The organism is Sporosarcina sp. resist (assembly GCF_014302295.1).
Lineage (GTDB): Bacteria > Bacillota > Bacilli > Bacillales_A > Planococcaceae > Sporosarcina > Sporosarcina psychrophila.
In genome coordinates this window covers 4469956-4495730 of the sequence record NZ_CP060287.1, presented here as the reverse complement: position 1 = coordinate 4495730, position 25775 = coordinate 4469956, and the positions used below count along the sequence as shown (strand labels likewise).

At 45.2% G+C, this 25775-nt stretch carries 30 protein-coding genes and 1 riboswitch; of the genes, 24 read left to right on the top strand and 6 right to left on the bottom strand.

The window, feature by feature from the left end; all coding sequences use genetic code 11:
- Positions 1 to 6: 6 nt before the first annotated feature.
- Genes H7992_RS21455 through H7992_RS21445 form a run of 4 tightly spaced genes read left to right on the top strand, consistent with a single transcriptional unit; the run spans position 7 to position 1616 of the window.
- Entirely contained in the window at positions 7 to 693 is a 687-nt protein-coding gene (locus H7992_RS21455; protein ID WP_067213271.1) for a uracil-DNA glycosylase, read from the top strand.
- Between the two features lie 49 nt (positions 694 to 742).
- Positions 743 to 919: a uracil-DNA glycosylase gene (locus tag H7992_RS24915; protein WP_067213269.1), complete on the top strand. Its 177-nt coding sequence runs from the start codon at positions 743 to 745 to the stop codon at positions 917 to 919.
- Positions 916 to 1179 carry a YwdI family protein gene (locus H7992_RS21450; RefSeq protein WP_187045953.1) on the top strand — a complete coding sequence of 88 codons (264 nt, stop codon included), beginning with the start codon at positions 916 to 918 and terminating at the stop codon, positions 1177 to 1179. Before H7992_RS24915 ends, H7992_RS21450 begins: the two co-directional genes overlap by 4 nt.
- 56 nt (positions 1180 to 1235) lie before the next feature.
- Complete coding sequence (locus H7992_RS21445) at positions 1236 to 1616, top strand: DUF423 domain-containing protein (RefSeq protein ID WP_067213264.1); 381 nt, start codon at positions 1236 to 1238, stop codon at positions 1614 to 1616.
- A 50-nt stretch (positions 1617 to 1666) separates the two neighbouring features.
- Here H7992_RS21445 and gerQ read toward each other — a convergent pair whose 3' ends face one another.
- From gerQ to hemQ, 3 genes are all read right to left on the bottom strand, one after another.
- Positions 1667 to 2017 carry a spore coat protein GerQ gene (gene gerQ / locus H7992_RS21440; RefSeq protein ID WP_067213261.1) on the bottom strand — a complete coding sequence of 117 codons (351 nt, stop codon included), beginning with the start codon at positions 2015 to 2017 and terminating at the stop codon, positions 1667 to 1669.
- Positions 2018 to 2041: 24 nt separating this feature from the next.
- On the bottom strand, positions 2042 to 2461 hold the full coding sequence (locus tag H7992_RS21435; RefSeq protein ID WP_067213257.1) for a cell wall hydrolase: 420 nt from the start codon (positions 2459 to 2461) through the stop codon (positions 2042 to 2044).
- Between the two features lie 106 nt (positions 2462 to 2567).
- Positions 2568 to 3317: a hydrogen peroxide-dependent heme synthase gene (hemQ, locus tag H7992_RS21430; RefSeq protein WP_067213253.1), complete on the bottom strand. Its 750-nt coding sequence runs from the start codon at positions 3315 to 3317 to the stop codon at positions 2568 to 2570.
- Between the two features lie 176 nt (positions 3318 to 3493).
- Here hemQ and pta point away from each other — a divergent pair, with 176 nt between their 5' ends.
- Positions 3494 to 4465: a phosphate acetyltransferase gene (gene pta, locus H7992_RS21425; RefSeq protein WP_067213250.1), complete on the top strand. Its 972-nt coding sequence runs from the start codon at positions 3494 to 3496 to the stop codon at positions 4463 to 4465.
- 15 nt (positions 4466 to 4480) lie between these two features.
- Positions 4481 to 5323 carry an octanoyl-[GcvH]:protein N-octanoyltransferase gene (locus tag H7992_RS21420; RefSeq protein ID WP_187045952.1) on the top strand — a complete coding sequence of 281 codons (843 nt, stop codon included), beginning with the start codon at positions 4481 to 4483 and terminating at the stop codon, positions 5321 to 5323.
- 142 nt (positions 5324 to 5465) lie between these two features.
- Here the strand turns inward: H7992_RS21420 and H7992_RS21415 are convergent, their stop codons facing one another.
- Entirely contained in the window at positions 5466 to 6104 is a 639-nt protein-coding gene (locus H7992_RS21415) for an RsfA family transcriptional regulator (protein WP_067213244.1), read from the bottom strand.
- 182 nt (positions 6105 to 6286) lie between these two features.
- On the opposite strand from H7992_RS21415, the gene H7992_RS21410 reads away from it, so the two are divergent.
- Together H7992_RS21410 and H7992_RS21405 are read left to right on the top strand one after the other, a co-directional pair.
- Complete coding sequence (locus tag H7992_RS21410) at positions 6287 to 7585, top strand: HD domain-containing protein (protein ID WP_067213241.1); 1299 nt, start codon at positions 6287 to 6289, stop codon at positions 7583 to 7585.
- 12 nt (positions 7586 to 7597) lie between these two features.
- Complete coding sequence (locus H7992_RS21405; RefSeq protein ID WP_187045951.1) at positions 7598 to 8104, top strand: YwgA family protein; 507 nt, start codon at positions 7598 to 7600, stop codon at positions 8102 to 8104.
- 211 nt (positions 8105 to 8315) lie between these two features.
- Here H7992_RS21405 and H7992_RS21400 read toward each other — a convergent pair whose 3' ends face one another.
- On the bottom strand, positions 8316 to 8501 hold the full coding sequence (locus tag H7992_RS21400) for a 2-hydroxymuconate tautomerase (protein ID WP_187045950.1): 186 nt from the start codon (positions 8499 to 8501) through the stop codon (positions 8316 to 8318).
- Positions 8502 to 8569: 68 nt separating this feature from the next.
- Between H7992_RS21400 and H7992_RS21395 the strand changes: the two genes are divergently transcribed.
- Positions 8570 to 9100, top strand: a complete 531-nt coding sequence (locus tag H7992_RS21395) for a YwhD family protein (protein ID WP_187045949.1) — start codon at positions 8570 to 8572, stop codon at positions 9098 to 9100.
- Between the two features lie 583 nt (positions 9101 to 9683).
- On the opposite strand, the gene H7992_RS21390 is transcribed toward H7992_RS21395, so the two are convergent.
- Positions 9684 to 11741 carry a transglycosylase domain-containing protein gene (locus H7992_RS21390; RefSeq protein ID WP_187045948.1) on the bottom strand — a complete coding sequence of 686 codons (2058 nt, stop codon included), beginning with the start codon at positions 11739 to 11741 and terminating at the stop codon, positions 9684 to 9686.
- 159 nt (positions 11742 to 11900) lie between these two features.
- On the opposite strand from H7992_RS21390, the gene H7992_RS21385 reads away from it, so the two are divergent.
- The 15 genes from H7992_RS21385 (at position 11901) to H7992_RS21315 (ending at position 25254) form a co-directional block, all read left to right on the top strand.
- Positions 11901 to 12344: a YwiB family protein gene (locus H7992_RS21385; protein WP_187045947.1), complete on the top strand. Its 444-nt coding sequence runs from the start codon at positions 11901 to 11903 to the stop codon at positions 12342 to 12344.
- The gene (gene argS, locus H7992_RS21380) at positions 12341 to 14008 is read left to right on the top strand and encodes an arginine--tRNA ligase (RefSeq protein ID WP_067213227.1); all 1668 of its coding nucleotides are present in this window, start codon (positions 12341 to 12343) and stop codon (positions 14006 to 14008) included. Before H7992_RS21385 ends, argS begins: the two co-directional genes overlap by 4 nt.
- 639 nt (positions 14009 to 14647) lie before the next feature.
- A riboswitch (cobalamin riboswitch) is annotated at positions 14648 to 14833 on the top strand.
- Between the two features lie 118 nt (positions 14834 to 14951).
- A complete protein-coding gene (locus H7992_RS21375) occupies positions 14952 to 15914 on the top strand; it encodes an ABC transporter substrate-binding protein (RefSeq protein ID WP_187045946.1) in 963 nt (320 codons plus the stop codon).
- On the top strand, positions 15907 to 16902 hold the full coding sequence (locus tag H7992_RS21370) for a FecCD family ABC transporter permease (protein WP_187045945.1): 996 nt from the start codon (positions 15907 to 15909) through the stop codon (positions 16900 to 16902). The genes H7992_RS21375 and H7992_RS21370 overlap by 8 nt, the downstream gene beginning before the upstream one ends.
- 1 nt (position 16903) lies before the next feature.
- Positions 16904 to 18376, top strand: coding sequence for an adenosylcobinamide amidohydrolase (locus H7992_RS21365; protein WP_187045944.1), 1473 nt, complete (start codon positions 16904 to 16906; stop codon positions 18374 to 18376).
- The gene (gene cbiB, locus H7992_RS21360) at positions 18376 to 19332 is read left to right on the top strand and encodes an adenosylcobinamide-phosphate synthase CbiB (RefSeq protein ID WP_187048008.1); all 957 of its coding nucleotides are present in this window, start codon (positions 18376 to 18378) and stop codon (positions 19330 to 19332) included. The genes H7992_RS21365 and cbiB overlap by 1 nt, the downstream gene beginning before the upstream one ends.
- Positions 19319 to 20398, top strand: a complete 1080-nt coding sequence (locus H7992_RS21355; protein ID WP_187045943.1) for a pyridoxal phosphate-dependent aminotransferase — start codon at positions 19319 to 19321, stop codon at positions 20396 to 20398. The genes cbiB and H7992_RS21355 overlap by 14 nt, the downstream gene beginning before the upstream one ends.
- Complete coding sequence (locus tag H7992_RS21350) at positions 20380 to 20973, top strand: bifunctional adenosylcobinamide kinase/adenosylcobinamide-phosphate guanylyltransferase (protein WP_187045942.1); 594 nt, start codon at positions 20380 to 20382, stop codon at positions 20971 to 20973. Before H7992_RS21355 ends, H7992_RS21350 begins: the two co-directional genes overlap by 19 nt.
- The gene (locus H7992_RS21345; protein WP_187045941.1) at positions 20970 to 21806 is read left to right on the top strand and encodes a cobyric acid synthase; all 837 of its coding nucleotides are present in this window, start codon (positions 20970 to 20972) and stop codon (positions 21804 to 21806) included. Before H7992_RS21350 ends, H7992_RS21345 begins: the two co-directional genes overlap by 4 nt.
- On the top strand, positions 21803 to 22567 hold the full coding sequence (gene cobS / locus H7992_RS21340) for an adenosylcobinamide-GDP ribazoletransferase (RefSeq protein ID WP_187045940.1): 765 nt from the start codon (positions 21803 to 21805) through the stop codon (positions 22565 to 22567). Before H7992_RS21345 ends, cobS begins: the two co-directional genes overlap by 4 nt.
- Positions 22540 to 23133, top strand: coding sequence for a histidine phosphatase family protein (locus H7992_RS21335; RefSeq protein WP_187045939.1), 594 nt, complete (start codon positions 22540 to 22542; stop codon positions 23131 to 23133). Before cobS ends, H7992_RS21335 begins: the two co-directional genes overlap by 28 nt.
- Positions 23085 to 23507, top strand: coding sequence for a bifunctional adenosylcobinamide kinase/adenosylcobinamide-phosphate guanylyltransferase (locus H7992_RS21330; RefSeq protein WP_187045938.1), 423 nt, complete (start codon positions 23085 to 23087; stop codon positions 23505 to 23507). Before H7992_RS21335 ends, H7992_RS21330 begins: the two co-directional genes overlap by 49 nt.
- Entirely contained in the window at positions 23504 to 24085 is a 582-nt protein-coding gene (locus tag H7992_RS21325) for a cob(I)yrinic acid a,c-diamide adenosyltransferase (protein WP_187045937.1), read from the top strand. The genes H7992_RS21330 and H7992_RS21325 overlap by 4 nt, the downstream gene beginning before the upstream one ends.
- Positions 24086 to 24088: 3 nt before the next feature.
- On the top strand, positions 24089 to 24574 hold the full coding sequence (locus H7992_RS21320) for an ECF transporter S component (protein ID WP_187045936.1): 486 nt from the start codon (positions 24089 to 24091) through the stop codon (positions 24572 to 24574).
- The gene (locus H7992_RS21315; protein ID WP_187045935.1) at positions 24571 to 25254 is read left to right on the top strand and encodes a hypothetical protein; all 684 of its coding nucleotides are present in this window, start codon (positions 24571 to 24573) and stop codon (positions 25252 to 25254) included. Before H7992_RS21320 ends, H7992_RS21315 begins: the two co-directional genes overlap by 4 nt.
- The last annotated feature ends 521 nt before the right edge of the window (positions 25255 to 25775 follow it).

The window sequence follows — 25775 nt, the reverse complement described above, 5'->3', positions numbered from 1 at the left end:
TGGGTTGTGCATAAGGAACTTTTCGGTAACGATTGGGATGAAGTCTTGGATGATGAATTCGAGAAACCCTACTATAGTAAGCTGCGTGAATTCCTGAAGAAGGAATATGAGGAAGAAATGATTCATCCACAGATGGATGATTTGTGGACTGCATTTAAGTTGACTCCTTTTAATGAGGTAAAGGTCGTTATATTAGGACAAGATCCGTATCATGGACCTGGACAAGCACATGGATTAAGCTTTTCCGTGAAACCTGGCGTCAAAATACCGCCTAGTCTTCGCAATATGTTCAAGGAACTCGCAACTGATATCGATTGTCCGTTGCCAGAGGGCGGGACATTGACGGGGTGGGCGCAACAAGGCGTACTCATGTTAAATACCGTACTTACTGTAAGGGATGGACAAGCGCATTCGCATCGCAAACAAGGGTGGGAGACGTTTACGGATGAAGTAATCCGGCGTTTGTCGGAGCGAGAAAATCCAATCGTCTTCGTCTTATGGGGCCGTCCTGCGCAAGAAAAGAAGAAACTCATTGATGTATCGCGACACGCAATCATCGAATCGGTTCATCCAAGCCCGTTAAGCGCGAGTCGCGGTTTCATCGGTAGCCGTCCGTATTCGAAGACCAATCAGTTGCTTGAATCGTGGAATGAGACGCCGATTGACTGGTGCCGAATAGGCGGCGTGCTGTAAGTAGAACGGTGATAGTGCTAAAGTTGAGAGAGAAAAGAGGTGGAGCATTGTGGCAGTGAATTGTTTTCAATGCCAACATTTCTTCATAACATGGGATCAGCGAAATCCACGTGGCTGCAAAGCATATGGTTTTAAAACGCGAGAAATGCCATCGGTCGTCGTGAGGAGATCGTCTGGCATGGACTGTTTGCAATTTGAACAGAAGAAAGGGGACACTAAACAGTGATACCATACGACCGGATTATCTCTGAAATGGAGCGGCAACTAAGTGTTGCGAGGCGCGCCAATGATGAAAGTACGATGCGGGAAGCGTTTTCCGCCGTCAGATCACTTTGCGAAGTTGCACTCGGTGGGCAAAGTAAGCGTGAAGAGAAAATTGTTCCTAAAATGCTTACAACCACTAGCGCTGTGCAGTCAATCACATCGTTGGAAGGTAAACTGCTTGAAGAAGAGGATGCAAACGGCGGCTCGCTATTTGATTTTTGATAGACAATTCGCAAATGCTGATATATTGAAATCATAATAAGAAAGTAGGAGCTTATATGCCATTTTTCATTATTGCAGGGGCTGTTAACGCAGCCATCGCCGTCGCCTTTGGTGCATTCGGCGCTCACGCTTTAAAAGAGAAACTATCCGAACATTATTTAGCAATTTGGGAAACCGCTGTACAGTATCAAATGTTTCACGCACTCGCTTTGCTTGCAATCGGAATTCTTATGAGTCCATCGCTTTTTGGACCAGTCACACAGCTAAGCTGGGCAGGTTATTTGATCCTCGCGGGTATCATCATTTTCTCTGGTAGTCTGTATGTACTGAGCCTCACGGGAATCGGCATACTCGGTGCTATCACACCAATCGGTGGCGTTGCATTCATCGCAGGCTGGATCATGCTGATTGTTGCAGCTATTAAATTTTCAAACTAAAAAAATCTTCCGCGAGGCCCTATACGAGGCTCGCGGAAGATTTTTTAAATTCAGGGCTGTTGTGGAAAATACTTCACTTCATTATCAAATTCAGCATAATCAAAATAAATCATTGGAAATAGAAAACGATGTCCTGTTGTCGAATCACTTAAGATAACATGGTCACGTCCAGCAGCCTCTACGGTACCACGTACGGTTTTCGTATTTTTACCAGAGTCCAGTGCATGTTCGAATGAAAAATGGAAAGTTCCAGGTTCGCCTCTGTTTAATCGTAAAATATTTTCGATGTATGACTGTTCACGTCCGGGTGGTCCGGGTGGCCTACCTCCAGCTGGAAGCGTTACTTGCGGTGGTGTGACATGCTGATTTTGATAGGGCGGATTCCAATAGTATTGGACCATTTCTTCATCCTTTCTTCTTTTGAGTTACAGGTTAGGGCAGTCTTGAACCGTTGGGGAAAAGAAACAGTGCGACTTGAATCTACCTGTGTTCCATTGGTTATACCACTGTGCCGGGCAATCTCCTGTTGGCATGAAAAACCATAATGATCGTTCTCCCGGAGTGAAACGTTCGCCGTTGACAACGCGCCTTGCTAGATTTCGATCCAGTTCGCGAGCACGCTGATAAAAATACGGTTTCGTCGTAGCCTCGAAGCCTCCTGGACTTTGGAAAACCATATCTTGCAAACTTCGTATATCATTGAAATCGAGACATCCGGAACGTACGCGATTCACTCCGACATTACCGACTAAAAGCATGCCTAATTGGCCATCGCCTTCTGCTTCAGCGCGCATTAACCGTGCAAGTAGATCCAGTTCAGCATCCGTGTACTTTATTACTGCCACGGCACAACCCCCTTGGGGAATCATATGCGCAGCTGGAATGAAACATGCCTACCAAATACAAAAAAGCCTAACTGCAAAGTCACAGTCAGGCGATATAACCTACGATTTAGATGTTGAAAAATGCTGCTTTTTTGTCGCCTTCTAAAATCGTACCCACAAAGAATGAGCCGAATTCAGCGTAGCGTGCGCTTACTTCGTCAAAACGCATTTCATAAATCAACTTTTTGAACTGAAGAACGTCGTCCGCGAACAGTGTAACGCCCCATTCGTAGTCGTCGAAACCGACAGAACCGGAAATGATTTGTTTCACTTTTCCAGCGTAGCTGCGGCCAATCAAACCGTGTGCGCGCATCAATTCTTTGCGTTTATCCATATCGAGCATGTACCAGTTGACATCGCCATCGCGCTTCTTGTCCATCGGGTAGAAGCAGATGTATTGGCTGCGTTGAAGTTCAGGGTACAGACGTCCGCGTACATATGGGTTTTGATAAGGATCATCAGTGGACTCGCCTGCAAGGTAGTTCGATAGTTCAACGACTGACAGGTACGAATACGCTGGAATCGTGAAATCAGCGATTGCGAGTTTATTGAATTCCGTTTCAAGCTCTTGCAGTTCGTCCATTGTCGGACGCAAAGTCATAAGCATGAAATCAGCTTTTTGGCCAATTACTGTATAGAAAGCATGTGCTCCTGTTTTATCGTCATCTGTTTTTTGAAGTTTTTCAAGGTAAACAAGAAATTCCTCTACTGCTGCTTGGCGTTCTTCTTTTGAAACTAATTTCCAAGATGCCCAGTCCATCGAGCGTAAATCATGTAAAACGTACCAACCATCAAGTGTTTTTGCTGCTTCGATCATATGAAATCAAACTCCTTCATTATGAATTAACTTCTTAAATGAGTGTAGCATAGAAGGCTGTAAAACGTCCTTTGCTAGCGCTGTTGTCACGAATTTGACATGAAGTGAAACGCTTTTACCACCCGCATCATTGGTGTATGCTTAGAGCATGAGAGTATGCGAAAGGTGGATTTCTAATGGCTGATTTATTTAAAGGAATTAAAGAAAGTTTGAGTGGCAAAAGAAAGACGATTATCCTACCGGAAGGAACGGATATCCGCGTACTAGAAGCGGCTTCACGCTTGCAAGGGGAAGGGCTTGTGAAGCCAGTTCTTCTTGGCAATGAAACCGAAGTGCAAGAAGTCGCAACTGAAGCAGGAATTGATATTTCGGAAGTAGATATCATTGATCCCGAGAGTGTTTCTTACTTTGAAGAACTAGCCGGAAAGTTCGTGGAACGTCGGGGTGGCAAAGCGACATTGGAGCAAGCACGTAAACAATTGACAGATGTAAATTATTTTGGAACGATGCTCGTTTATACAGGGCGTGCGGACGGATTGGTGAGTGGGGCAGCGCATTCAACTGCAGACACCGTACGACCGGCGCTTCAAATTATTAAAACAAAACCAGGTATCTCAAGGACTAGCGGGGCCTTTATTATGATGAAAGGCGATGAACGGCTCGTCTTTGCAGATTGTGCGATTACGGTTGCACCAACAGCGCAAGAACTGGCTGAAATCGCGATTGAAAGCGCCAAAACAGCGCAGGCATTCGGTGTGGATCCACGTGTTGCGATGCTGAGTTTCTCTACAAAAGGATCTGCCGTAACGGAAGAAACAGAAAAAGTTGCGAACGCGGTGAAAATCGCTCAATCGCTTGCACCTGATTTGCTACTCGACGGTGAGTTCCAATTTGATGCGGCCTATGTTCCGGAAATTGCTGCGAAAAAGGCACCTGAATCAGTCATTAAAGGTAACGCGAACGTCTTCGTTTTCCCATCACTTGAAGCGGGTAATATTGGTTATAAAATAGCGGAGCGTCTTGGCGGCTACGAAGCAATTGGCCCCATTCTTCAAGGATTGAATGCTCCCGTAAATGATTTGTCACGCGGTTGTTCCGCTGCAGATGTCTACAAGCTTGCCTTGTTAACCGCGGCACAAAGTCTATGAGCAGGAGAAATTGGAATGATATCATATGAGTCTTTTTTAACTATTCCCACATGGCGTTTTGTGGATGAATCCATGACAACACGTACGCGTTCCGCACTAGAATCATTCGCCGCCGACGATACGCTTTGTCATCTCGTCGGCCAGCAGATAAGCGTCCCGACAGTTCGTACATGGGTACACAATCAAACGGTCGTGCTCGGTATCCAGGATCATCGGCTACCGCATGTTACAGAAGCAGTTTCGACACTTGAAAATGCTGGTTATAACGCGATTGTCCGCAATTCAGGTGGACTTGCAGTAGTGCTTGACGAAGGTGTATTAAACATATCAATTGTTCTATCTGAACTCGACTCTTCAATCGATATTCCAGCAGGTTATGAAGTAATGCTCGCATTTGTTCGTATGCTTTTTCCGGAAGCAGGAGACCGTATTGAAGCCTATGAAATTGTAGGATCATATTGTCCGGGCTCGTATGATTTGAGTATTGATGGCCGCAAATTTGCCGGTATTTCACAGCGTAGATTGCGTCAAGGTATCGCAGTCCAAGTCTACCTTTGCGTTGAAGGAAGTGGGGCGGAACGTGCTGAGCTAATCCGTGATTTTTACGAAACGGGCTTGCAGGGAGAAGAAACGAAGTTCACTTATCCGGTCATTAAACCGGAAGTGATGGCATCCCTGTCAGAACTTCTGGACATGCCGCTCACGGTGAACGATGTTGTTATTCGTATCCAGCTTATGTTGCGCGAGCTTGCGGATCATGTGGAGATAGGCGGCTTGAAACCGGAGGAAATGGAGTTATACACCTTTTATTTGAACCGAGTCTTCGAACGCAATCAAAAAATGCTGGCGCGCGGATGAACAATCGGTTTAGTAGTGGGAGAAAGCGTTATTTTGGCGAGTAGACAACGTTTTCGCCAAACTAAACAACGTTCCGTCGAAAGTAAACAACATCTTCCTAAAACTAAACAACACCCCAGCAAAAACAAAGAAAAACCGCCTATCAATGATGATTGATAGGCGGTTCTTTTGAAACTAGGTTTCCATTTTGCTCCATTTTGAAAACCGGTGCTGTGCGATCAGCATCATCATCTAGCGTGACGAGACGGCGTGCGCGGTTCATAATTTGAACAAATTGTTCGTAATCGGCGCGCAGGGTTTTATTTTCCTGTTGCAGTTTTTCGATTTCTTTTTGGAGTTGCTCCGACTTTTCATTCGCGATTTTAGCAGTTTGCCTCCAGCGAAGTGACTCGTTATCTCCCACGCCTGTGTGATGCATGCGGACAAGAAATGCGATAACCGTATCGAGTGAGAGTGCTGATAACGGAACGGAAATCTTTTGTTCTTCCTCTAGTCCTTGCGAAGGGCTATATAATTGTTGTCCCCGTCGTTTAAAGTCTTTTCCAAGTACACGTATTGCTTGTTTGCGTTCTTTCTTCGCGTCCGAAAGCTCTTTTTCATAATCACGTCTTACAACTGCGTTCCATCTGAACCCGCAAGCTGCTGCCGTTCTGTTGAGCGCGTCCCCAACTTCTTCGAAAGCGCTAAGTTGTGTACTACCTTCGCGAACATGTCGTAGTACTGTGTCGGCTAATAAAGTATCGTTTTCTTCAATCCAAGCATCCTGTCTAACTTTCACCATCTCCGTGCCTCCAGTCATATGTTCATAGTCTCTTTCTACGGTCAGTGTGGACAGGATTTCGTTACTTTATTCATAATGAAAAAAGCATTCTATCTTTTTTTCACTCAAATGAACCTTTTTCCATCTTCCTACGAACCATTTTTACGATTATACTAAAGGGAATGAGTTGACGGAGGTGCACTATGGAATACAAAGATGAAAAACTGGTCGAAGAAAAAGTTTTCAAAGATCCTGTGCATCGATATATTCACGTGCGCGATAAAGTGATTTGGGACGTTATTGGCACAAGTGAATTTCAGCGCCTTCGCCGGATCAAACAACTAGGCACGACGTATCTCGTATTTCATGGGGCGGAGCATAGTAGGTTTCACCATTCGCTCGGTGTCTATGAAATCGTCAGACGCATCATTGACGACGGTTTCAGCGGCAGGCCTGAATGGAACAATGAGGAACGTCTAGTAACGATGTGTGCGGCGTTGTTGCATGATCTAGGACATGGCCCGTTTTCGCACGCCTTTGAAAAAGTGTTCGATCTCGATCATGAACAATTTACGCAAGCGATTTTGTTAGGGGACACAGAAGTAAATGCAGTGCTTCGTCGTGTGGCACCTGATTTCCCACAAAAAGTGGCTGATATAATTGGGAAAACCTATCCGGATAAGCTTGTTGTCAGTCTGATTTCAAGTCAAATTGATGCCGATCGGATGGATTATCTACAGCGTGACGCTTATTTTACAGGGGTGTCGTACGGTCATTTCGATATGGAACGTATTCTTCGTGTCATGCGGCCTACAGAAGAACAGGCGGTTATCAAATATAGCGGTATGCACGCAGTGGAAGATTATATAATGAGCCGTTACCAGATGTACTGGCAAGTCTATTTCCATCCAGTGTCACGTAGCGCTGAAGTTATTTTGATCAAAATTTTACATCGTGCAAAGCAATTACATGAAAGCGGGTATATCTTTAAACAAGAACCTGTCCACTTCCGCTCTTTTTTTGATAAGACATTTCTGCTTGAAGACTATATTGCGCTTGATGAAAGTATTTTATTAACCTATTTCCAAATGTGGATGAAGGAAGACGACGCAATCTTGTCGGACCTTTGCTATCGGTTTATCAATAGAAGATTGTTCCAGTACGCAGAATTTGATCCGGCAACAGAATACCGGAAAATCGGTGAACTCGAGCAGTTATTCAAGGAAGCAGGAATTGATCCGGCTTATTACCTGGTTACAGATTCGTCGTCAGATTTACCTTACGACTTTTACGGTCCAGGTGAAGAAAACGAACGCTTACCGATATACTTACAAATGCGAAATGGGGACTTAAGCGAATTATCGCGTTCATCGGATGTCGTAGATGCGATTTCAGGTAAAAGACGAACAGACCATAAAATCTATTTCCCGGAAGATGTTTTGGAAGCAGGAAAAGAACAAAATCCGCTGTATGGCCGAATTTTAGATATGCTGAAAGGGTAGGTGTGAGGGAAGGTGTTATCAGAACACGCTAAAATTGTGCAATTCATCTCAATGGCGAATGAAGTCACTGGACGAAAAAAGTTACAAAAAATGATTTATATTGCGAAAAAGATGAATTTCCCATTCGCTGAAAAATATGAGCTTCACATGTACGGACCCTACTCGGAAGAATTAACGTTGCGTATTGAGGAACTATGCGAAATGGGATTTCTGGCGGAGCAGTGTATGGACAAAGGATCGTACGTCCAATATAGCTATCAAGTGACAGGCGAGGGGGCGGGTTTCCTCGAAATGGCAGACGCTGCCCACGCAATGCTAGGGACCTGCATCGACAGCATGAACGTCAAGAGCTCCCGTTTCCTCGAACTCGTTTCGACATTGCTGTACTTTGATCATCTTGACAAGGACGAGCAAATCGCTAAAGTCCTTATCGTGAAAAATAAACTGAACTTCTCTGCGGAGGAGATGACAGCTGCATTTGACTTCATAAGTGAAATTCAAACGTATGCGGTTCAGTAAAGAAAAGCGGAAAGCGTCGTTAAGCCCCGACAAGTAGGAGGGATGCAGTTCAATCCCTCCCTACTGAATGGCCTAAAATAAAGACGCTCTTTGTCTTTATCTTTAGGACAGAAGCGACTCGAGGGGCTGACGCTTGGAGTCTGGACAGTAATAAAAAAGGCTGCCCCATGTCGGAAACTTTCCGTTATGAGGCAGCCTTTTTGGAAATTAATTATTGATCGCTAGGACGTTTTCCAGCGATGGAATAATGGCTTTTCGACATTTCTTCAATGATGACAGAAACATTTTGAGCAGGTGCACCTGTTGTTTCAGCGACAGCTTCTGTCACTCTTTCGCATAGCGCACGTTTTTGTTCATCTGTACGACCTTCCAACATTTTCACAGTTACGATTGGCATTACATTTCCCCCTCTCTGTATATATTGGGTATAGTATACATAGTATCAGATTTGGAGGGGACGAATAAATGACAAATGAAAATAAACCGAAACAGAAATTGGGTTTCACAATTATAAAGGACGATCCGACTGACGGTCATGGCGGGTACGGGATTGGTTCGTTGTCACTTGAAAACGTGTCACCTGTCATTATCGATGTCAATGAAGGCGTTGCGCGTATTGAGATAGGTGCGATGCATGCTAGAAGCGATACAGAACGCGGTGTCAAATTTACGCTGAACCGCGAAGATTCAGAAGGTGGCAAACCATATTGGCTTGTCTGGGTAACAATCGATTTCCGCGAACAAGGGCCATATTATGCGGGCGTTACAGCGTGTGAAATGGTCGTTAATCGTGAAAAACGCCGAGGGTATAAAGTGCTTGCCGATCACGTTAATCGGATGGATAAATCGATGAAACGGAATATCATTGTTGAGCATATGGATGATAAATCAAAGCAGATTTTAGCTGAATTCCTTGCTACTCATAACAAGGAAATGTGGGACAGAAGCGAACCAAAACTGCATGTTGATTTGAGTGTGGATTCGCCGGAGTTGTGAACAAAAAGTGACAAATTCCGCATACTTCTCAATCCGAGGTTGAATGTCAGCTTGAAAGGCAGTACACTGAAATCACAGCTTGCAATTGTAAGCTAGGACAACCGGAATCGTGCACTCCCTGATGAATAACGTATCAAACAAACCCAAGCGCGATACACCATTTAGCAGGACGCCTTGAACGGTAAAAAAGCTTTCCTTCCCCGATTTAATTCGGGAGAGGAAAGCTTTTTTGATTTTGATGAATTCGGGAGCGCCGCCCGATCATATTCCGCGCGAACCGATCATAACCAGTGCCGCCCGATCATATTCCGCGCGAACCGATCATAACCAGCGCTGCCCGATCATATCCCGCGCAAACCGATCATAACTAGTGCCGCCCGATCATATTCCGCGCGAACCGATCATAACCAGTGCCGCCCGATCATATCCCGCGCAAACCGATCATAACCCAGCGCCACCCGATCATATTCCGCGCAAACCGATCATAACCAGTGCCGTCCGATCATATCCCGCGCAAACCGATCATAACCCAGCGCCACCCGATCATATCCCACACCAACCAATCATATCCTCAACACCAAAATCACTCAAAAAACGAAAACGGAAATAGTTCAAACTTCTTCCCGTCAGTTTCGCCTACTGTGCGCTGTTCTCGTAGCACTTTATCCGTACATAGCTTTTGTGGCATATCCTTTTCTTTTACATAAACAAGCCGTTGTTTCTCGCATTCATTTACAGCGATACCACCTGTGTCAACGTCAATAATGACGCCATTGACTCCATTCGGAGGGATGAACGGTTCGGGTGGAAGACCGCGATTTACGGTCTCCATGAAGTCGATCCATATTTTTTTCGATGCCGCTTTATCCGTCGTGTCGGTCAGTTGCTTTCCGACATCATATCCGGTCCAAATCCCCGCCGTTAGTGAAGGGGTGTAGCCAATTAAGTATTGATCCGAAATCGTCGTTCCAGATTTTGCTGCATAGGGCCGCGTCTGTTTTGAGCGCATAGATAAACCAGTGGCAGTAGAATAATCGTTGAACACTGGATCGAACATACCAGTCATCAGATGAGTGAGAACAAATGCATCCTGTTCGCTGATGACATGTTTCTTGCTCTTCTTCGGATGTTCATAGACCGTTTTTCCGTCTGCATCTGATATGGATAGAATCGTCGTTGGGACTGTTTCGATACCGCCTGACGCAACTCGGTTATAGGCATTTGTCATGTCAGAAAGTGTGACAAGTGAAGTGCCAAGTGCGGTTGCAGGAGATTCTTCGAATTCACCGTCAACGCCAAGACGTTCAGCCATTTTGCTGAATTTCTTATAACCGATATCTTCAAGCGTTTTCACTGCGTAAATATTATCAGAAATAGCCAGTGCCTGCGCAAGCGAGATAGGGTGGCCAGCAAATTTACCGTTCACATTGTTTGGTTCATACGTTGAACGGCCTTCATCATAAGTGAAAATGGTTTTTTCCGTCGATAAAAATGTCAGTGGACTGAACCCATCTTCGAGTGCAGCTGCATACAAAATAGGTTTCATCGCCGAGCCGGGCTGACGCTTTGCTTGGGTCGCCCGGTTGAACGGACTTTCGGTATAATTTATCCCACCTATGAGCGATGTGATTGCACCCGTTCCTGTTTCTATCGACATGAACCCAACTTGTAAACCGCTATCCGGCATCCATTTAGCGATCGTTTCTTCGGCGGCTTGTTGGTGAAGTGGATCCAGCGTTGTCCGGATTGTCCAACCACCTTCAGCCGGATAGCGTCCTTTCGCCACAAGTACTTTTTCAGCCTCGCGCCAAACTTCATCCAGAAAATAAGGGGCAACGCGCTTAGAGTCAGCCCATTCGCGGTTTTTTAACGTAATTTGTTCGTTCGTCGCCCGTTCTTCTTGGCGCGCAGTAATGTACCCTTGCGCCTCCATAAGTGACAATACCAGCAATGTTCGTTCCCTCGATTTCTCGGGATTTTCAATAGGCGAATAAACCGAAGGACCTTTCGCGATGGCAGTAATAACGGCGGATTCCTCTAACGTCAGATCTTTTGCTGACTTTCCGAAATAAAACTTACTTGCCGCCTCGACACCATACATGCCATGTCCGAAGTAAACAGTATTCAAATAACCTTCTAAGATGACATCTTTTTCGTAAAATATTTCCATTCGGTAAGCATAAAGTGCTTCAGTGATTTTCCGTTTCCATGTCTTTTCAAACGTCAAATACAAGTTTTTCGCATATTGCATGGTAATTGTGCTGGCTCCTTCGACTTTGCGCCCGGATTTCGCATCTTTCAAAAGAGCGCCTGCAATCCGTCTATAATCAAAACCGTTGTGGCTATAAAAATTCTTGTCTTCTGTCGCAACGACTGCATCGATTAGAAACGGTGACATGTCATCGAGGTCTACCCAGTACCGTCGTTCTGCGGAAAACCGGTCGCCAATTTGCTTGCCATCTTTATCAAGAAAGACAGAAGCTTTTGGCACGCTTAAAGAAGGTGCGCCTGTAATTTGAGCATAGAGCCTGAGCGATAGGAAGATGGTCAGCACCGCCATTATCATCGTGACGGATAGCAGCAACAGCCTTCGTAATGCCGAGCGTCTTTTTTTCTGTTTCACATATACTGTCCGTTGCATACGATCCCGTCCCGTCCATATCTTTGCATCTAGTATGGGACGCATGGAAACAGATTAAACGGAACATGCGTAAAAACATGCATTGCTCGGATAGATTGAAATGTAGACCGTAAAAAGGATATAATAAGAAGATGTTTTCATGAAAAGGACAGTGAGTATATGGAATCGCGGGAAAAAGGGCGATATGTAACGATTAAGCTCCATTCGTCAATTCGCCATCCAGGCCAAGACGAGGAGAAGCATGAATTGAATGCAAAAGGTTTGCTGATTGAAAAAGCAGGCAAATCTTATTTGAAATATGAAGAACAACAAAGTGGAAAGTCGATTCAAACAATTGTTAAATTGGATTCTACAGATGCACTTATTATGCGTCGCGGTGCAGTTACGATGCGATTGCCATTTGTTGCAGCTGGTGAACGTCCAGGAACGTACGGCAGTGGACCGGCGACGTTTGACTTACTTGTCAAAACGGACAAGCTCGATTTCAAGGAGCAAGAAGACAATTCCGGAGGACGCTTCAATGTGCATTACGATTTGCATGCAGAAGGATCGCTTCTTGGAACATACGAACTGACTATTACATACACGGAGGGAACAATATGAACGCGGTAGAACAGATTCAACAAGAGGTAAAAGTGGCACTCCGTCAAGCTGTAATTGATGCGGGTTTGGCAGAAGAAACGGCAATACCGGACATTATGCTTGAAACGCCTAATAACAAAGACAACGGCGATTATGCAACGAACATTGCTATGCAACTGACAAAGTTAGCGAAAAAGCCGCCGCGTGCAATTGCGGAAGCGATTCTTGAAAAACTAAATACGGATGGCACTTCGATCGAATCGATTGAAATTGCAGGTCCTGGTTTCATCAATATAAAATTAAAAACGGATTACTTAGGCGGCATCGTCAAGACCGTTCTTGAACAAGGCGAGAACTACGGCCGTTCAAACTTTGGCAATAAACAAAAAGTCCAAGTTGAATTTGTTTCTGCTAATCCGACAGGTGACCTTCACCTTGGACATGCACGCGGAGCTTCTCTTGGTGATTCTCTATCCAACGTTCTCGATTTCGCTGGCTACGATGTGGCACGTGAATACTACATTAACGATGCAGGAAATCAAGTGCACAACCTTGCTAATTCTGTTGAAGCACGTTATTTCCAAGCACTCGGGTTGGATAAAGAAATGCCTGAAGACGGCTACCAAGGACCGGACATTATTAATATCGGTAAAATGCTGGCAGCTGAATATGGCGACAAATACGTCAACACGCCAGATGAAGAGCGTTATGCATTCTTCCGCCAATATGGCCTGGAGCATGAATTAGAAAAGCTAAAAACAGACCTTGCGAATTTCCGTGTGTCGTTTGATGTCTGGTTCTCTGAAACTTCATTGTATGAAAACGGCAAAATCGATGTTGCTCTTGATAAATTACGTGCCAATGGCCATGTCTTTGAAGAAGATGGCGCAACATGGTTCCGTTCAACAACTTTCGGTGATGACAAAGATCGTGTGTTAATCAAAAACGACGGTACTTACACGTATTTAACGCCGGATATCGCGTACCATGAGGATAAATTGTTCCGCGGATTCGATAAACTTATCAATATTTGGGGCGCAGATCACCATGGTTATATTCCACGGATGAAAGCGGCAATCGAAGCGCTTGGTTACGGCAATGACACGCTCGAAGTCAGTGTCGTACAAATGGTTCAGTTATATAAAGACGGTGAAAAGTTCAAGATGAGTAAACGTACGGGGAAAGCTGTAACCTTGCGTGAGCTAGTTGAGGAAGTTGGTCTGGACGCAGTCCGTTACTTCTTCGCAATGCGTTCAGGTGACTCGCAGATGGACTTCGACCTAGATCTAGCGATTTCTCAGTCGAATGAAAACCCTGTGTACTACGCACAATATGCGCATGCACGGATTTCATCAATCTTGCGCCAAGCTGATGAAAATGGCATGGCTGTATCTGTGGATAATGTTTCTTTACTGCAAGCTGAAAAAGAGTTGGAATTACTGAAGAAAATCGGTGACTTCCCGCAAGTAATCAGTGATGCAGCGAGAATTCGTTCACCACACCGCGTTGCAACATATATCCAAGAACTAGCGGCTACATTCCATAGCTTCTATAACGCAGAAAAAGTATTAGATCCAGACAACCGCGAATTATCGGAAGCACGTCTGGCACTAATTACAATCACACGCACAACAATTGCAAATGCATTGAAACTTATTGGTGTTTCTGCTCCAGAAAAGATGTAATAAAATTGAACGCCATACTTGAGAGATTGTTATCTCTCAAGTATGGCGTTTTTCACATGCAGATATTCTCTCTATATATGTTGAACAAATGAATACGATGCATGCTCTTTTACAAGGGCTTTTGGAAGGCCGCTGAATAAGTCCAACTACCTGGAATGAATTAGAAATCCTGCTAATATCGCTTCGACGCTTTGTGGATGCCTCCCGCGATAAGCCAGAAAGAAGACCGCTTTCAGTCTTATCGCTCCGGCTACCACGAAGGCGTGCCTTCGCTGGATTGTCTATATAATAGAATGCACATTGCATTGTCGGGGAAAAGACCTGTAGCTCGTAGTATGTCTTTCTTCAATGAAATTAGTATAAAATAGTACTCACATTATAATCTCAGTCCAAACTCATGGCGAGAGGCATCCCCAAAGCGCCAAGCGATCTGTAATCCACACGCCGAACTACAACTCTTCCGATTAATGTACACTCTAGCGCCAAGCGATCTACAATCCACATTCCGAATTAATACTCTCTCATCATCGAGCGACACAACAGATTCAACGGGATTCTTTAATTCAACATATCTAAATCTACAAATCTCCCTCACTATCGACACAATAAAAATTTGTAGTATACTGAAAGTTGTACAAAATACATACCAAACATAAAGGTGCCCCGCATTAAAAACGGGGTTAAAAGGGAAGTCGGTTCAATGCCGGCGCGGTCCCGCCACTGTAAGTGTGAGTTAGTCGCAATGTGTCACTGGAAAAAGTTCCGGGAAGACGCGGCAAGCCTTGAACACGAGCCAGGAGACCTGCCTTTATGGATCACACGTACCCTACGAGGATAGGATTAGTGAAAATCGACGTCACTGTGCGTCCAGATTTTTACTCAGCTTATTCCTCCGTAGCAATTACGGGGGATTTTTATTTGGAACAAACAGGAGGAAAACAACATGAAAAAGATTTGGCAATTAGGATTAACGGCATTTTTGGCAGTATTCTTGCTCGCAGCATGTGGAACAGCTGCTACACCAGATAAGCCGAAAGTAGATGGAACACCGGAAGCGGAAGTGGTCAAAGCTGACTTCCCGCTTACGCTAACGGACTCGGTTGGCAATGAAATTACCCTGGAAACTGCACCGGCAACAATCGTTTCTATGGTGCCAAGCAACACGGAAATATTGTTTGAACTAGGTCTTGCGGATGCGATTGTCGGCGTCAATGACTACGATGATTATCCAGCAGAAGCACTTAAAAAAGAGAAAATCGGCGGCCAGGATTTCAACGTCGAAAAAATCGTTTCCATGAACCCTGAAATTGTTTTTGCACATGAATCAGGACTTGGAAAAGGCAAAGAAGGACTGCAACAAATTCGCGATGCAGGAATCCCAGTCTTTGTTGTGAAAAATGCAGCGAGTTTCGAAGAAACGTACACAACGATTGAAACAATCGGTCAAGCGACTGGTAAAACAGTAGAAGCAGAAAAAATCATTACGGATATGAAAGCAAAAGTAGAAGAAGTATTGGCGAAAATAGCAACAGTCGACAATAAAAAAACAGTTTTCGTTGAAACATCACCTGAGCCAAACATTTACACACCAGGAAAAAATACATTTATGGATCAAATGCTAGAAATGATTGGTGCTGAAAATATTGCTGCTGATCAGGAAGACTGGTTTATGATAGCTCCGGAAGAAATTATTAACCGTAATCCAGATGTAATTATCGTGTTGTATGATATCGAAACGGCAGTTGCAGACGTTTATGCACGCCCAGGTTTCGATACGATTACGGCAATTAAAGAAAAAGCTGTTGTTCAAGTTAAAGAGAATATCACTAGCCGTACAGGCCCCCGTCTTGCTGAAGGGCTTGAAGAAATAGCAAAAGCCATCTACCCTGAGGCTTTCGGTGAGTAAATCCAGCGTTGCCTACATCGTTTCCGCCGCCGCACTTCTTGTGGCGGTGTGGCTCGGTGTGTCAATCGGGTCTGTGAAAATACCGATTAGTACGTTATGGAATGCGGAGGCGGATGCAACAGCTACCAATATTTTGTGGAAGATTCGTATGCCGCGTGTCGTGCTTGCGGGACTTGTCGGCGCTTCGCTCGCGATTTCGGGCGCTGCTTTCCAGGGGTTGCTAAAAAATCCGCTCGCTGATCCATACACCCTCGGAGTGTCATCCGGCGCCTCGGTCGGTGCTGTTATGACGCTCTTTTTTGGTATTTCTATCCCGTTTTTAGGCACTTATACGCTTCCTATATTCAGTATGGTTGGTGCTGCATTAACAATGTTCCTCGTTCTTGGATTTGCACGCCTCGTTGACCGAGCGATGAGAATGGAAACAATTATTTTGACCGGAATCATTTTCGGTTCGTTCCTCGGTTCTGTGCTATCACTTATGATAGCGCTCACAGGGGAAGAGTTGCGCCAAATTATTGGTTGGCTACTCGGCAGTGTTTCGATGCGAGGATGGAATTATATTACGATGATTTTGCCATTCGTCGTCGTAGGTTCATTCATGCTGTGGCTGAATCGCCGCGAATTAAATGCGATGTTATTTGGAGAAGAACGAGCGCATCATTTAGGTGTCAACGTCAAACGCCGTAAGTTTGCCATTTTGATTGGTGGATCCATCCTGACAGGTTCGGCAGTCGCGGTGTCCGGCACAATTGGCTTTGTTGGTCTGGTCGTTCCGCATATGACGCGGCTTCTTTGGGGATCTGATCATCGCCATCTCCTGACATTATCGTTCATGAACGGTGCAACGTTGCTCATTATTTGCGACTTAATTGCACGGACAATCATTTCGCCGACAGAACTTCCGGTCGGTGTCATCACAGCGTTTATCGGTGCACCCGTATTTGCATTTATCTTCTATAAACAACGGAGGAAAGGAGGCATGTGAAATGTTAAAAGTCGAAAATATTTCCGGTGGTTATGGCAAAGAATCCATCGTGAAAGCTGTGACATTCACTGTCAATAAAGGCGAAGTACTCGGCATACTTGGACCCAATGGCAGTGGTAAATCCACACTTTTGAAAATTATTTCAGGCATTCTCCCGAAGGAAACGGGTTCCGTCACAATTGACGGGCAAGACGCTTCTACTTATTCACAAAAAGAATTTGCCAAAAAAGTAGCCGTCTTGCCACAACTCCATGCACATGCATTTTCCCACACTGTTCGAGAAACGGTTGAACTCGGTCGCTATCCGCACCAATCAGGACTATTTTCCTCATGGTCAGATGAAGACGAGCGCGCCGTGACCGATGCCATAACCAGTATGTCCATCACACGTTATGCTGAAAACTCGATAGAACTCCTATCCGGCGGTGAACAGCAACGTGTTTTCGTCGCACAGGCACTCGCACAGGAGGCGCCTATTTTATTACTCGATGAGCCAACGAATCACTTGGACATCGCTCACCAACAACAATTACTCGATACGATTCGTCAACAGGCAATTGACAAAGGACTCACAGTTATTTCGGTGTTTCACGATATCAATTTGGCTTCTTTATATTGCGACCGACTTCTCTTGATGGATAAAGGGCGGATTGCCAGAATAGGTGTGCCACAAGACGTAGTGATGGAAGAGGCAATCGAATCTGTTTACGGTGCGCGAATAAAAACACAGCCCCATCCTGAATTGCCAAAACCTCAAATTACACTGCTGCCGGATACCAAAGAGGAAATTAAGCCTTTCGCCGTTGTAAAAGAGGACTTTTCGATAGCATCGGACTTTGTTGCATTACGAACAAAATATCCGTTGAAAACCATTTCCTCCGCCGTTCATAATGCTGGAACAGGCTGGTATCGGTCGTTTGTCAATCGTCATGTGGATGCTGATTACAATGTAGACGACGTCAAAGCTGAAAATACTTCCTATCTTGAACAGCAAGGTTTTCATCTGACGGATACGGTCGGTATGATGACCGCGGTCATGACGGAGCATGCCGAAGTCGAGGAATACACAGGGGATTTCGGAACGATTCTGATTGCGGTAACAGCTGGCGTTGGTAATGCTGTCGATGTCTCGCAAGCACTCACGCGTGATCAGAAACCTCGTGTCGGTACAATCAATACATGGGTTATCGTCAATGCCCAGCTACCTGATGAAGCATTTATCCAAGCAATGATAACGGCAACAGAAGCGAAAACGAAAGCGCTTCAAATGGAATCCATAACAGATCCGCTCACAGGCACAATTGCGACAGGTACATCGACGGACAGCCTGCTAGTCGCGGCAACACAACAAGGAGAATTCCTGCCGTATGCAGGTCCGATTACGCCGCTTGGAAAACTGATTGGCCACGGAGTTTATGACTGCACTGTACGGGCAATCCGTGCCTACAAAAAGGCGAAAGGGTGGACAACTTGATTCCTGCACATTTTATTGCCATCGCAATTGGTTTTCTGCTCGACAGAATTATTGGGGATCCACCGAAATGGCCGCATCCAGTCCGCTTAATTGGGACGTTCATTGCCAAATTGACTAGTGTTATGAATAAAGGTCGGTTCCGCACATTAAAAGGGGCGTCTACACTCTTCATCACAGTCGGGATTGTGTTAGGTATTGTTTTTGCTTTAGTAGGTTTTGCCTATCAATTCAATATCTATGTAGGTATTGGCGTGGAATCAATTCTGATCGCCGTCGGGCTGGCACAAAAAAGTTTGCGTGACGCTGCACTTGACGTTTACCGTCCGCTTGCTGCACAGGATTTACCTGCAGCACGAACGAAGTTGTCATGGATTGTCGGTCGCGATACCGATAAACTAAAAGAAAGTGGCATCGTACGTGGAACAGTTGAAACTGTGTCAGAAAATATTGCGGACGGCATTACATCGCCATTATTTTGGGCATTCCTTCTGGGAGCACCCGGTCTTTGGATGTACAAAGCAGTGAATACACTAGATTCGATGATTGGTTATAAAGACGAACGATATGAGAAGTTCGGTAAATTTTCTGCACGCGCGGACGACATTTTGAATTTCATACCAGCACGTGTGACGGGTTTTCTAATCATTTTATATGCGCCGAATAAAAGTCAGTTGTCCTTTTGGAAACGCTTTGCTGGCTGGAGTAAAGACGCAAGGAAACATCCAAGTCCAAACAGCGGATTTTTGGAGGCAGCGACGGCTTGGCAACTTGGCGTTACGCTTGGCGGAACAAGTACATACCGCGGAATCGTATCGAAGCGACCTGAGCTTGGTCCAGGCAACACCCCGCTAACCGCAATACATATTAAACAAACCATTACACAGATGCATATCATAGTGTTTATTTACTGGCTAGTAATGACGGTGATTGGAGTGGCTTTATATGCAGTTGCCTGAACATGGCGCAAATCCGCACAACCTTTACGCAACACTGGGCATTGAACAGCCAATACGGTTATTGGATTTCAGTGAAAATGTCAATCCGGCTGGGCCTCCTGATTCAATTACCAAGATGTGGCCAAGTTTACGAGATTTGCTTACGGCTTATCCAAATCCAGAAGGGGAGCCGTTTCTGTCAGCGGCGGCTGATTACCATGGCATTTCGACCGATTATTTATTCGCAGGGAACGGGGCGGCAGAACTGCTGGCACTTTTGGCAGAGCGTTATCGCGCAAAGCGAGCGATTGTCGTGCACCCGACATTTTCCGAATACGAAGCGACTCTCTTGGCGAAGGATGTGGAGATCATTCGCGTTATTGCATCGGAAAACGATGGATTTAAATTGCCGCTGGAAGCTATCCTTGAGGCGATGACCTCAGCATCAGTTCTGTACCTTTGCACACCAAACAACCCAACTGGAATCATGCCTGAACGCACGGATTTGAACGTAATTATTAGGCGCGGAGCTGAAGTAGGTTGTGAGGTCGTATTAGACGAGGCTTTTATCGATTTCGTTGATGAATCCCTGTCTTTCATCGCAGAATTAAAGAATAATCCGCATGTCATCGTCGTTCGCTCTATGACGAAAATGTACGCCATTCCGGGAATACGACTCGGGTATATCGCGGCAAATCCGTCGGTAATTAGGGGGATAAAAGCACTCGCGCCGCATTGGAATGTGAATGGTCTAGCCGCACAAATCGGAGCGGTGTGCTTACAGGAAGAGCAATATCGCGAACAGGCAATTCAGTATAGTAATCGTGAACGGGAAAAAATGACACGGTTTTTAACAGATAATGCGTGCAACGTTACGAATTCAGTGACGAATTTTATTTCATTCACACTTAGTTCTGGCCGTGATTCGAATAAGTTGTATAAAGATATGCTCACACGTGGAATCGTCCTTCGCCATTCACAAAATTTCCGCGGCATGGATGGCAGTTGGTTGCGGATTGGCATGAAAAACGATGCGTCCATGAACATCTTGAAGGAGGAGCTGTTGCAATGGTTCGCGGAAAACTGACGTTCATAAGTGGCGGCGTTAGAAGCGGGAAAAGCTCCTATGCAGAAAAGCTGCTTGTTCATGAAGCGCAGAAAAATGCGGCCCGGCTAGTTTACATTGCCTCCGGCGTCGTAACGGACTCAGAAATGCAGGCGCGTATTGAACATCACAAATCGGATCGTTCCACTCATAGTTGGACAACTCTTGAACAACCAGTCGAGCTGGAAAAGGTATTGCTCTCCATTCAACCGGGGGATTACGTGTTATGGGATTGCCTGACGACATGGTTAGCAAATGAGTTATACACAGGTTGGGAGTCAGGAAAACCTTGTATTGGACAATCGGGTTGTATGGAGCGCAAGGAAACACAGTTGTACACAACGATTGACACACTAGTGTCGCAAGCCGCCCATCTCGTTATTGTTTCGAATGAAGTCCTAGACGAACTGCCATCAGAATACGCTGAAACGGAAATCTACAGTAAATGGATTGGCCGCATTCACCAAGCGCTTGTCTCAAAAGCAGATACAGCAATTGAAATGGATTACGGAATCCCACTCATATGGAAAAATGATCGGCAGGAGGTGACGCAATGAATGGGCTAATTGTTTTAGGAACAGCATCAGACTCTGGAAAAACGATGATTTGTACAGCGTTGTGCCGCATTTTATCGGACGAAGGCGTGCGGGTAACACCCTTCAAATCGCAAAACATGTCTCGTTTTTCAGCGATAACGGAAAATGGCGAAGAAATGAGCCGTGCACAATTCATTCAAGCGCAAGCTGCTAGAACGAAGCCGTCGATTTATATGAATCCAATTTTGCTGAAACCAGTTGCGGACATGAAATCGGAAGTGCTTTTTTTCGGAGAGAAATTTGGTCCAATTGTTGGAATGGCGTATCGCGAACAGTTCTTCACGCGTGGAATTGAGGCCATTAACACGTCGCTTACCAAGCTGGCAGAAACGTACGAAACGGTCATTATTGAAGGTGCGGGCAGTCCTGCAGAAGTGAATCTCAACGACAGGGAAATTGTGAATATGCGCGTGGCGGAAATTGCGGATGTACCTGCTGTTTTGGTGGCAGATATTGATCGCGGAGGTGCTATCGCATCAATCGTCGGGACGCTACAACTATTACCAACTGAGCATCGAAAACGTGTCAAAGCTATTATTATCAATAAATTCCATGGTGACGTTTCTTTATTCCAAGAAGGGATTGAATTTATAGAATCCTACACTGGAGTTCCAGTGGCAGGTGTTATTCCTTATAAAATCGATCATGGCATAGAAGAGGAAGATATGGATCGACCGGTAATGAAAGCACCTGCGGGAATCGACGTCTATGATGCATGGGCAAAACATGTTAAAGCGCATCTCAACTGGCCGCTAATCAAAGAAATTTTGTCACAACCTGGTGAGATGGAATGAACGGATTGCTGCTAGCCATGCAATTTTTCACGGCAATCCCCGTTCGAAAAGAATTGCCACTCGGCCGAAGAGAAGTGACAGCAATGTATGTGGCTCTACCTTTCGTTGGAGCGGCAATTGGGCTCGCGATGTACGGAGTGTCGGAACTTCTAGTGAATTATTTACATGTTGGAACATTTCTTGCATCGGTTTTTATCGTATTGACGGCTATCATACTGACCGGCGGTTTGCACCTGGATGGCTGGGCGGATACGGGCGATGCATTCTTTTCATACAAAGATCGCGAAAAACGACTCGAAATTCTAGAGGACCCGCGACTTGGTGCATTTGGAACGATGGCGCTTGTTTTATTGATCATCGTGAAAATCGCTGTGTTCAATGAAATACTGATGCGTGGTTCAGGGAATATTGCGCTGTTTATAGCGATTCCTTTCCTAGCAAGAGCCTCTATGAACCTATATTTCTCCACTGTACGTCTTGCAAAAGATAAAGGAATCGCACACTTTTTCAAAGAAAAGATTTCAATAAGTATACTAATTAGCGGGACGCTAGTAAGTAGTGTAGTGACTTTATTCGCGCTAGGATTTATGTTGGCAAGTGCACTAATTCCAATTGTGATAGCGGTTGTAATTGGAATCGCATTCTTCACGTTTCGTAACTGGTCATTGAAGCATTTTGGAGGCGTCACCGGCGACCTATGTGGTGCATTCATTGAAGGAATGGAGGTATTGTTATGGCTAGCCGTTTTGTGCTTTATCTAATCCGACATCTTCCTACTTTGGGCAATAAAGAACGGAAATATATTGGCTGGACAGATGAACCGATTTTAGATTCGGCTAATTTGAATTGGCGTCTACCCGAAGCCCCGATACACGTTTACAGCAGTGATCTTCGTCGTGCAAAACAAAGTGCCGTTCGCTATTTCCCAGATGCGTCTATTGAAACAGCTGCCAGTTGGCGCGAATGTAATTTTGGTGAGTTTGAAGGGAAAACATATGCGGAACTTGAAAAGAATAAGGACTATCGCAAATGGATTGATGATCCATATGAATTCGCACCATTAAATGGTGAAAGTTTAACAGATCTAGAAAGGCGTGTAGTGGCTGCAGTGAAACAATTGCCGAACAAGGCGGTTGTCGTGACACATGGGGGACCTATTCGCGTAGTCTTGACGAAGTTTTCATCTGAAGATAAAGGTTTTTGGTCGTGGGACATCCCGCACGGAACGGGTTACCGATTTGAATGGGAAAGCGACAAAGCATTCGAGGAGGGGGAGTCATGCACGTCTATATCGGCGGTGCCCATAACGGCAAACGAGAATACGTAAGAAAATGGCTGACCGAGCAAGGGCAAGAAAACGTACACTGGGTAGAAGGAAATTGTCTGGGAGATAGTTTCATAGTGGATAGGGAAACCATTCAGACGACTGTCATAGCTGGAGTCGAGAAGTGGCTTGCGGAAACGAATTTATCGGAACAAGCGGCCATTGAATATGTAATGAGTTGCATCGCCAAGGACCGTCAGACAGTTTTTATATTAACCGATATTGGACGGGGAATCGTTCCTATCGATGCAGACCAGCGAAAATTACGCGATGCTTGCGGCCGGCTTTATCAGCAATTATTGGCGGAAGCGGATGAAGCGACAAGAATTTGGTATGGCTTGGCAAAAACTTTAAAGAAAAGGGGAGAACAACAATGAAAATTTACACACGCACAGGGGATAAAGGGAAAACAAGTTTAATAGGGGGCCGCGTCGACAAAGACAGCCTGCGTGTTGAAGCATATGGCACGATGGATGAATTGAATTCATTTGTCGGTAAAGCAATGACGGAACTCGATCCTGCAATTTTTGCGGATATGCTGACAGATTTGGAAGCCATTCAAAACGAATTATTTGATGGTGGGGGCGACCTTGCAAACGTTATGAAAGAACGTCATTACAAATTGTCTGAGGAACCTGTTGAAGTTCTTGAGCAACGCATTGATGTGCTAATGGAAGAAGCACCGCCATTAGAGAAATTCATCTTACCAGGTGGATCGCCTGCTGCTGCAACACTTCATATTGCACGAACTGTTGCGAGACGCGCAGAACGCCAGACGGTTACACTTTTAAAAGCAGAAGAAGATGTACCGGCAGTAGTACAACGTTATTTGAACAGGCTTTCCGATTATCTTTTCGTTGCAGCGCGCATTGCCAATTCTCGGGTTAACGTACCGGATAATGAATACGTAAGAAGTGCTAAAGTGTTCAGAACGGATAAGAAGAAGGAGGATTAATCAATGCAATTGAAACGGCTCACATTGGCGGCTTTTTTTGTAGCCCTTTGTGTTATCGGTGGATTAATCAAAATCCCATCCGGCATTGGTTCATTGGCACTTGATACTGTACCGGCACTCATTTCCGTGGCCTTTCTCCCGCCGGTATTTTCGGGGGTAGTCGGGATGCTTGGGCACATGGCCTCAGCTATGAATTCGGGGTTTATGTTAGGTCCATTTCATGTGCTCGTTGCACTTGAAATGTTCGTCATCGTTATCGTCTTTGCACGCCTACACAAAGCGGGACGCAATCTAACGAAGTGGATTTTTTTCATAGTGGCAAATGGTTTAATCGCACCACTGCCGTTTTATTTTCTAATTTCACCGGCATTTTTCTTGGGGGCAGTTCCATTTCTCTTGCTCGCGACAATCGTTAACGCAATTGTTGCGGCAGTTGTCATGCCGGCACTTCAGCATGTGGTGGATGGTCGCATGGGGGCACTTCGATGAGAAATGCCATTGATATCGGCAACGGTTTCATCGTGACAACGGATAATTCAGGCGGTATCGGTGAAAAGTTGCAGGATATTGTTAATGTTCCGGATCGCATCACAGCGTATTTTGCGGCCCGCGTTGCATTGCTTGAACAATGGGCGACGCATGCAGAACCTGTTTCGATCCTCATTCACAATTTTAGTGGCAGCGCGAGTTGGGAAAGTTACGTGGCAGGTGTGACGGATTTATTCCACGAGTCGGGGCTTGAGGTTCCGCCTATCAATGGCAGTTCAGAAACCAATATGGAACTTGTTCAGTCAGCGATGGCAGTAACAATCATCGGCAAAAAGATGGAAGCACCAGCTCCGAAAAAGAGTGTATGGTTTACTTACGGTACACCGCTCGTTGGAGATGAAGTACGAAATCGCGTAGATGAAATTGCGTCCGTCCAGCTTATTCACGAGGCAATGAAAAGTGGAATCGTCCATCAAATCTGGCCAGTTGGCTCAAGCGGGATTTTACAAGAGGTCCGTTTGCTGACTGGAATTAAGGAAGCGCGCGTCGAAACCGCGCTGGATTCGATGAAATCAGCGGGACCGTCGACAGTGGTTCTCCTAGCCATTCCTGAAATGAATATCGAGGAAGCTAAAGCACTTTTCGGTGTCCATTTGAATAAACTAATGATGATTACTTAAAACCTGCATTGTCTTTGCAGGTTTTTTCTAACTTTAAAAAGTGAGACCGATTATATAAACCTCCTGCCGATCAAATCTGCTGGCTGGCCGATCATATAACCGTCGCGCTGATCAAATCTGCTGGCACCCGATCATATAATCGTCGCGCCGATCAAATCTGCAGGCTAACCGATCATATAATTGTCTTGTCGATCAAATCTGCTGGCCGCCGATCATATAACCTTCGCGCCGATCAAATCTGCTAGCTAACCGATCATATAATCGTCCTGCCGATCATATCCACCAGCCACCGATCATATAATCGTCCTGCCGATCATATCCACCAGCCACCCGATCATATAACCGTCTCGCCGATCATATCTGCTGGCTAACCGATCATATAATTGTCTTGCCGATCAAATCCGCCAGCCACCGATCATATAACCGTCCTACTGATCATATCCACCACCAACCCTCCCACTAATTTCACCAATATCTCAAAACTATCAAAACTTTTAGTTGACTGAACGCTCATTCATAAT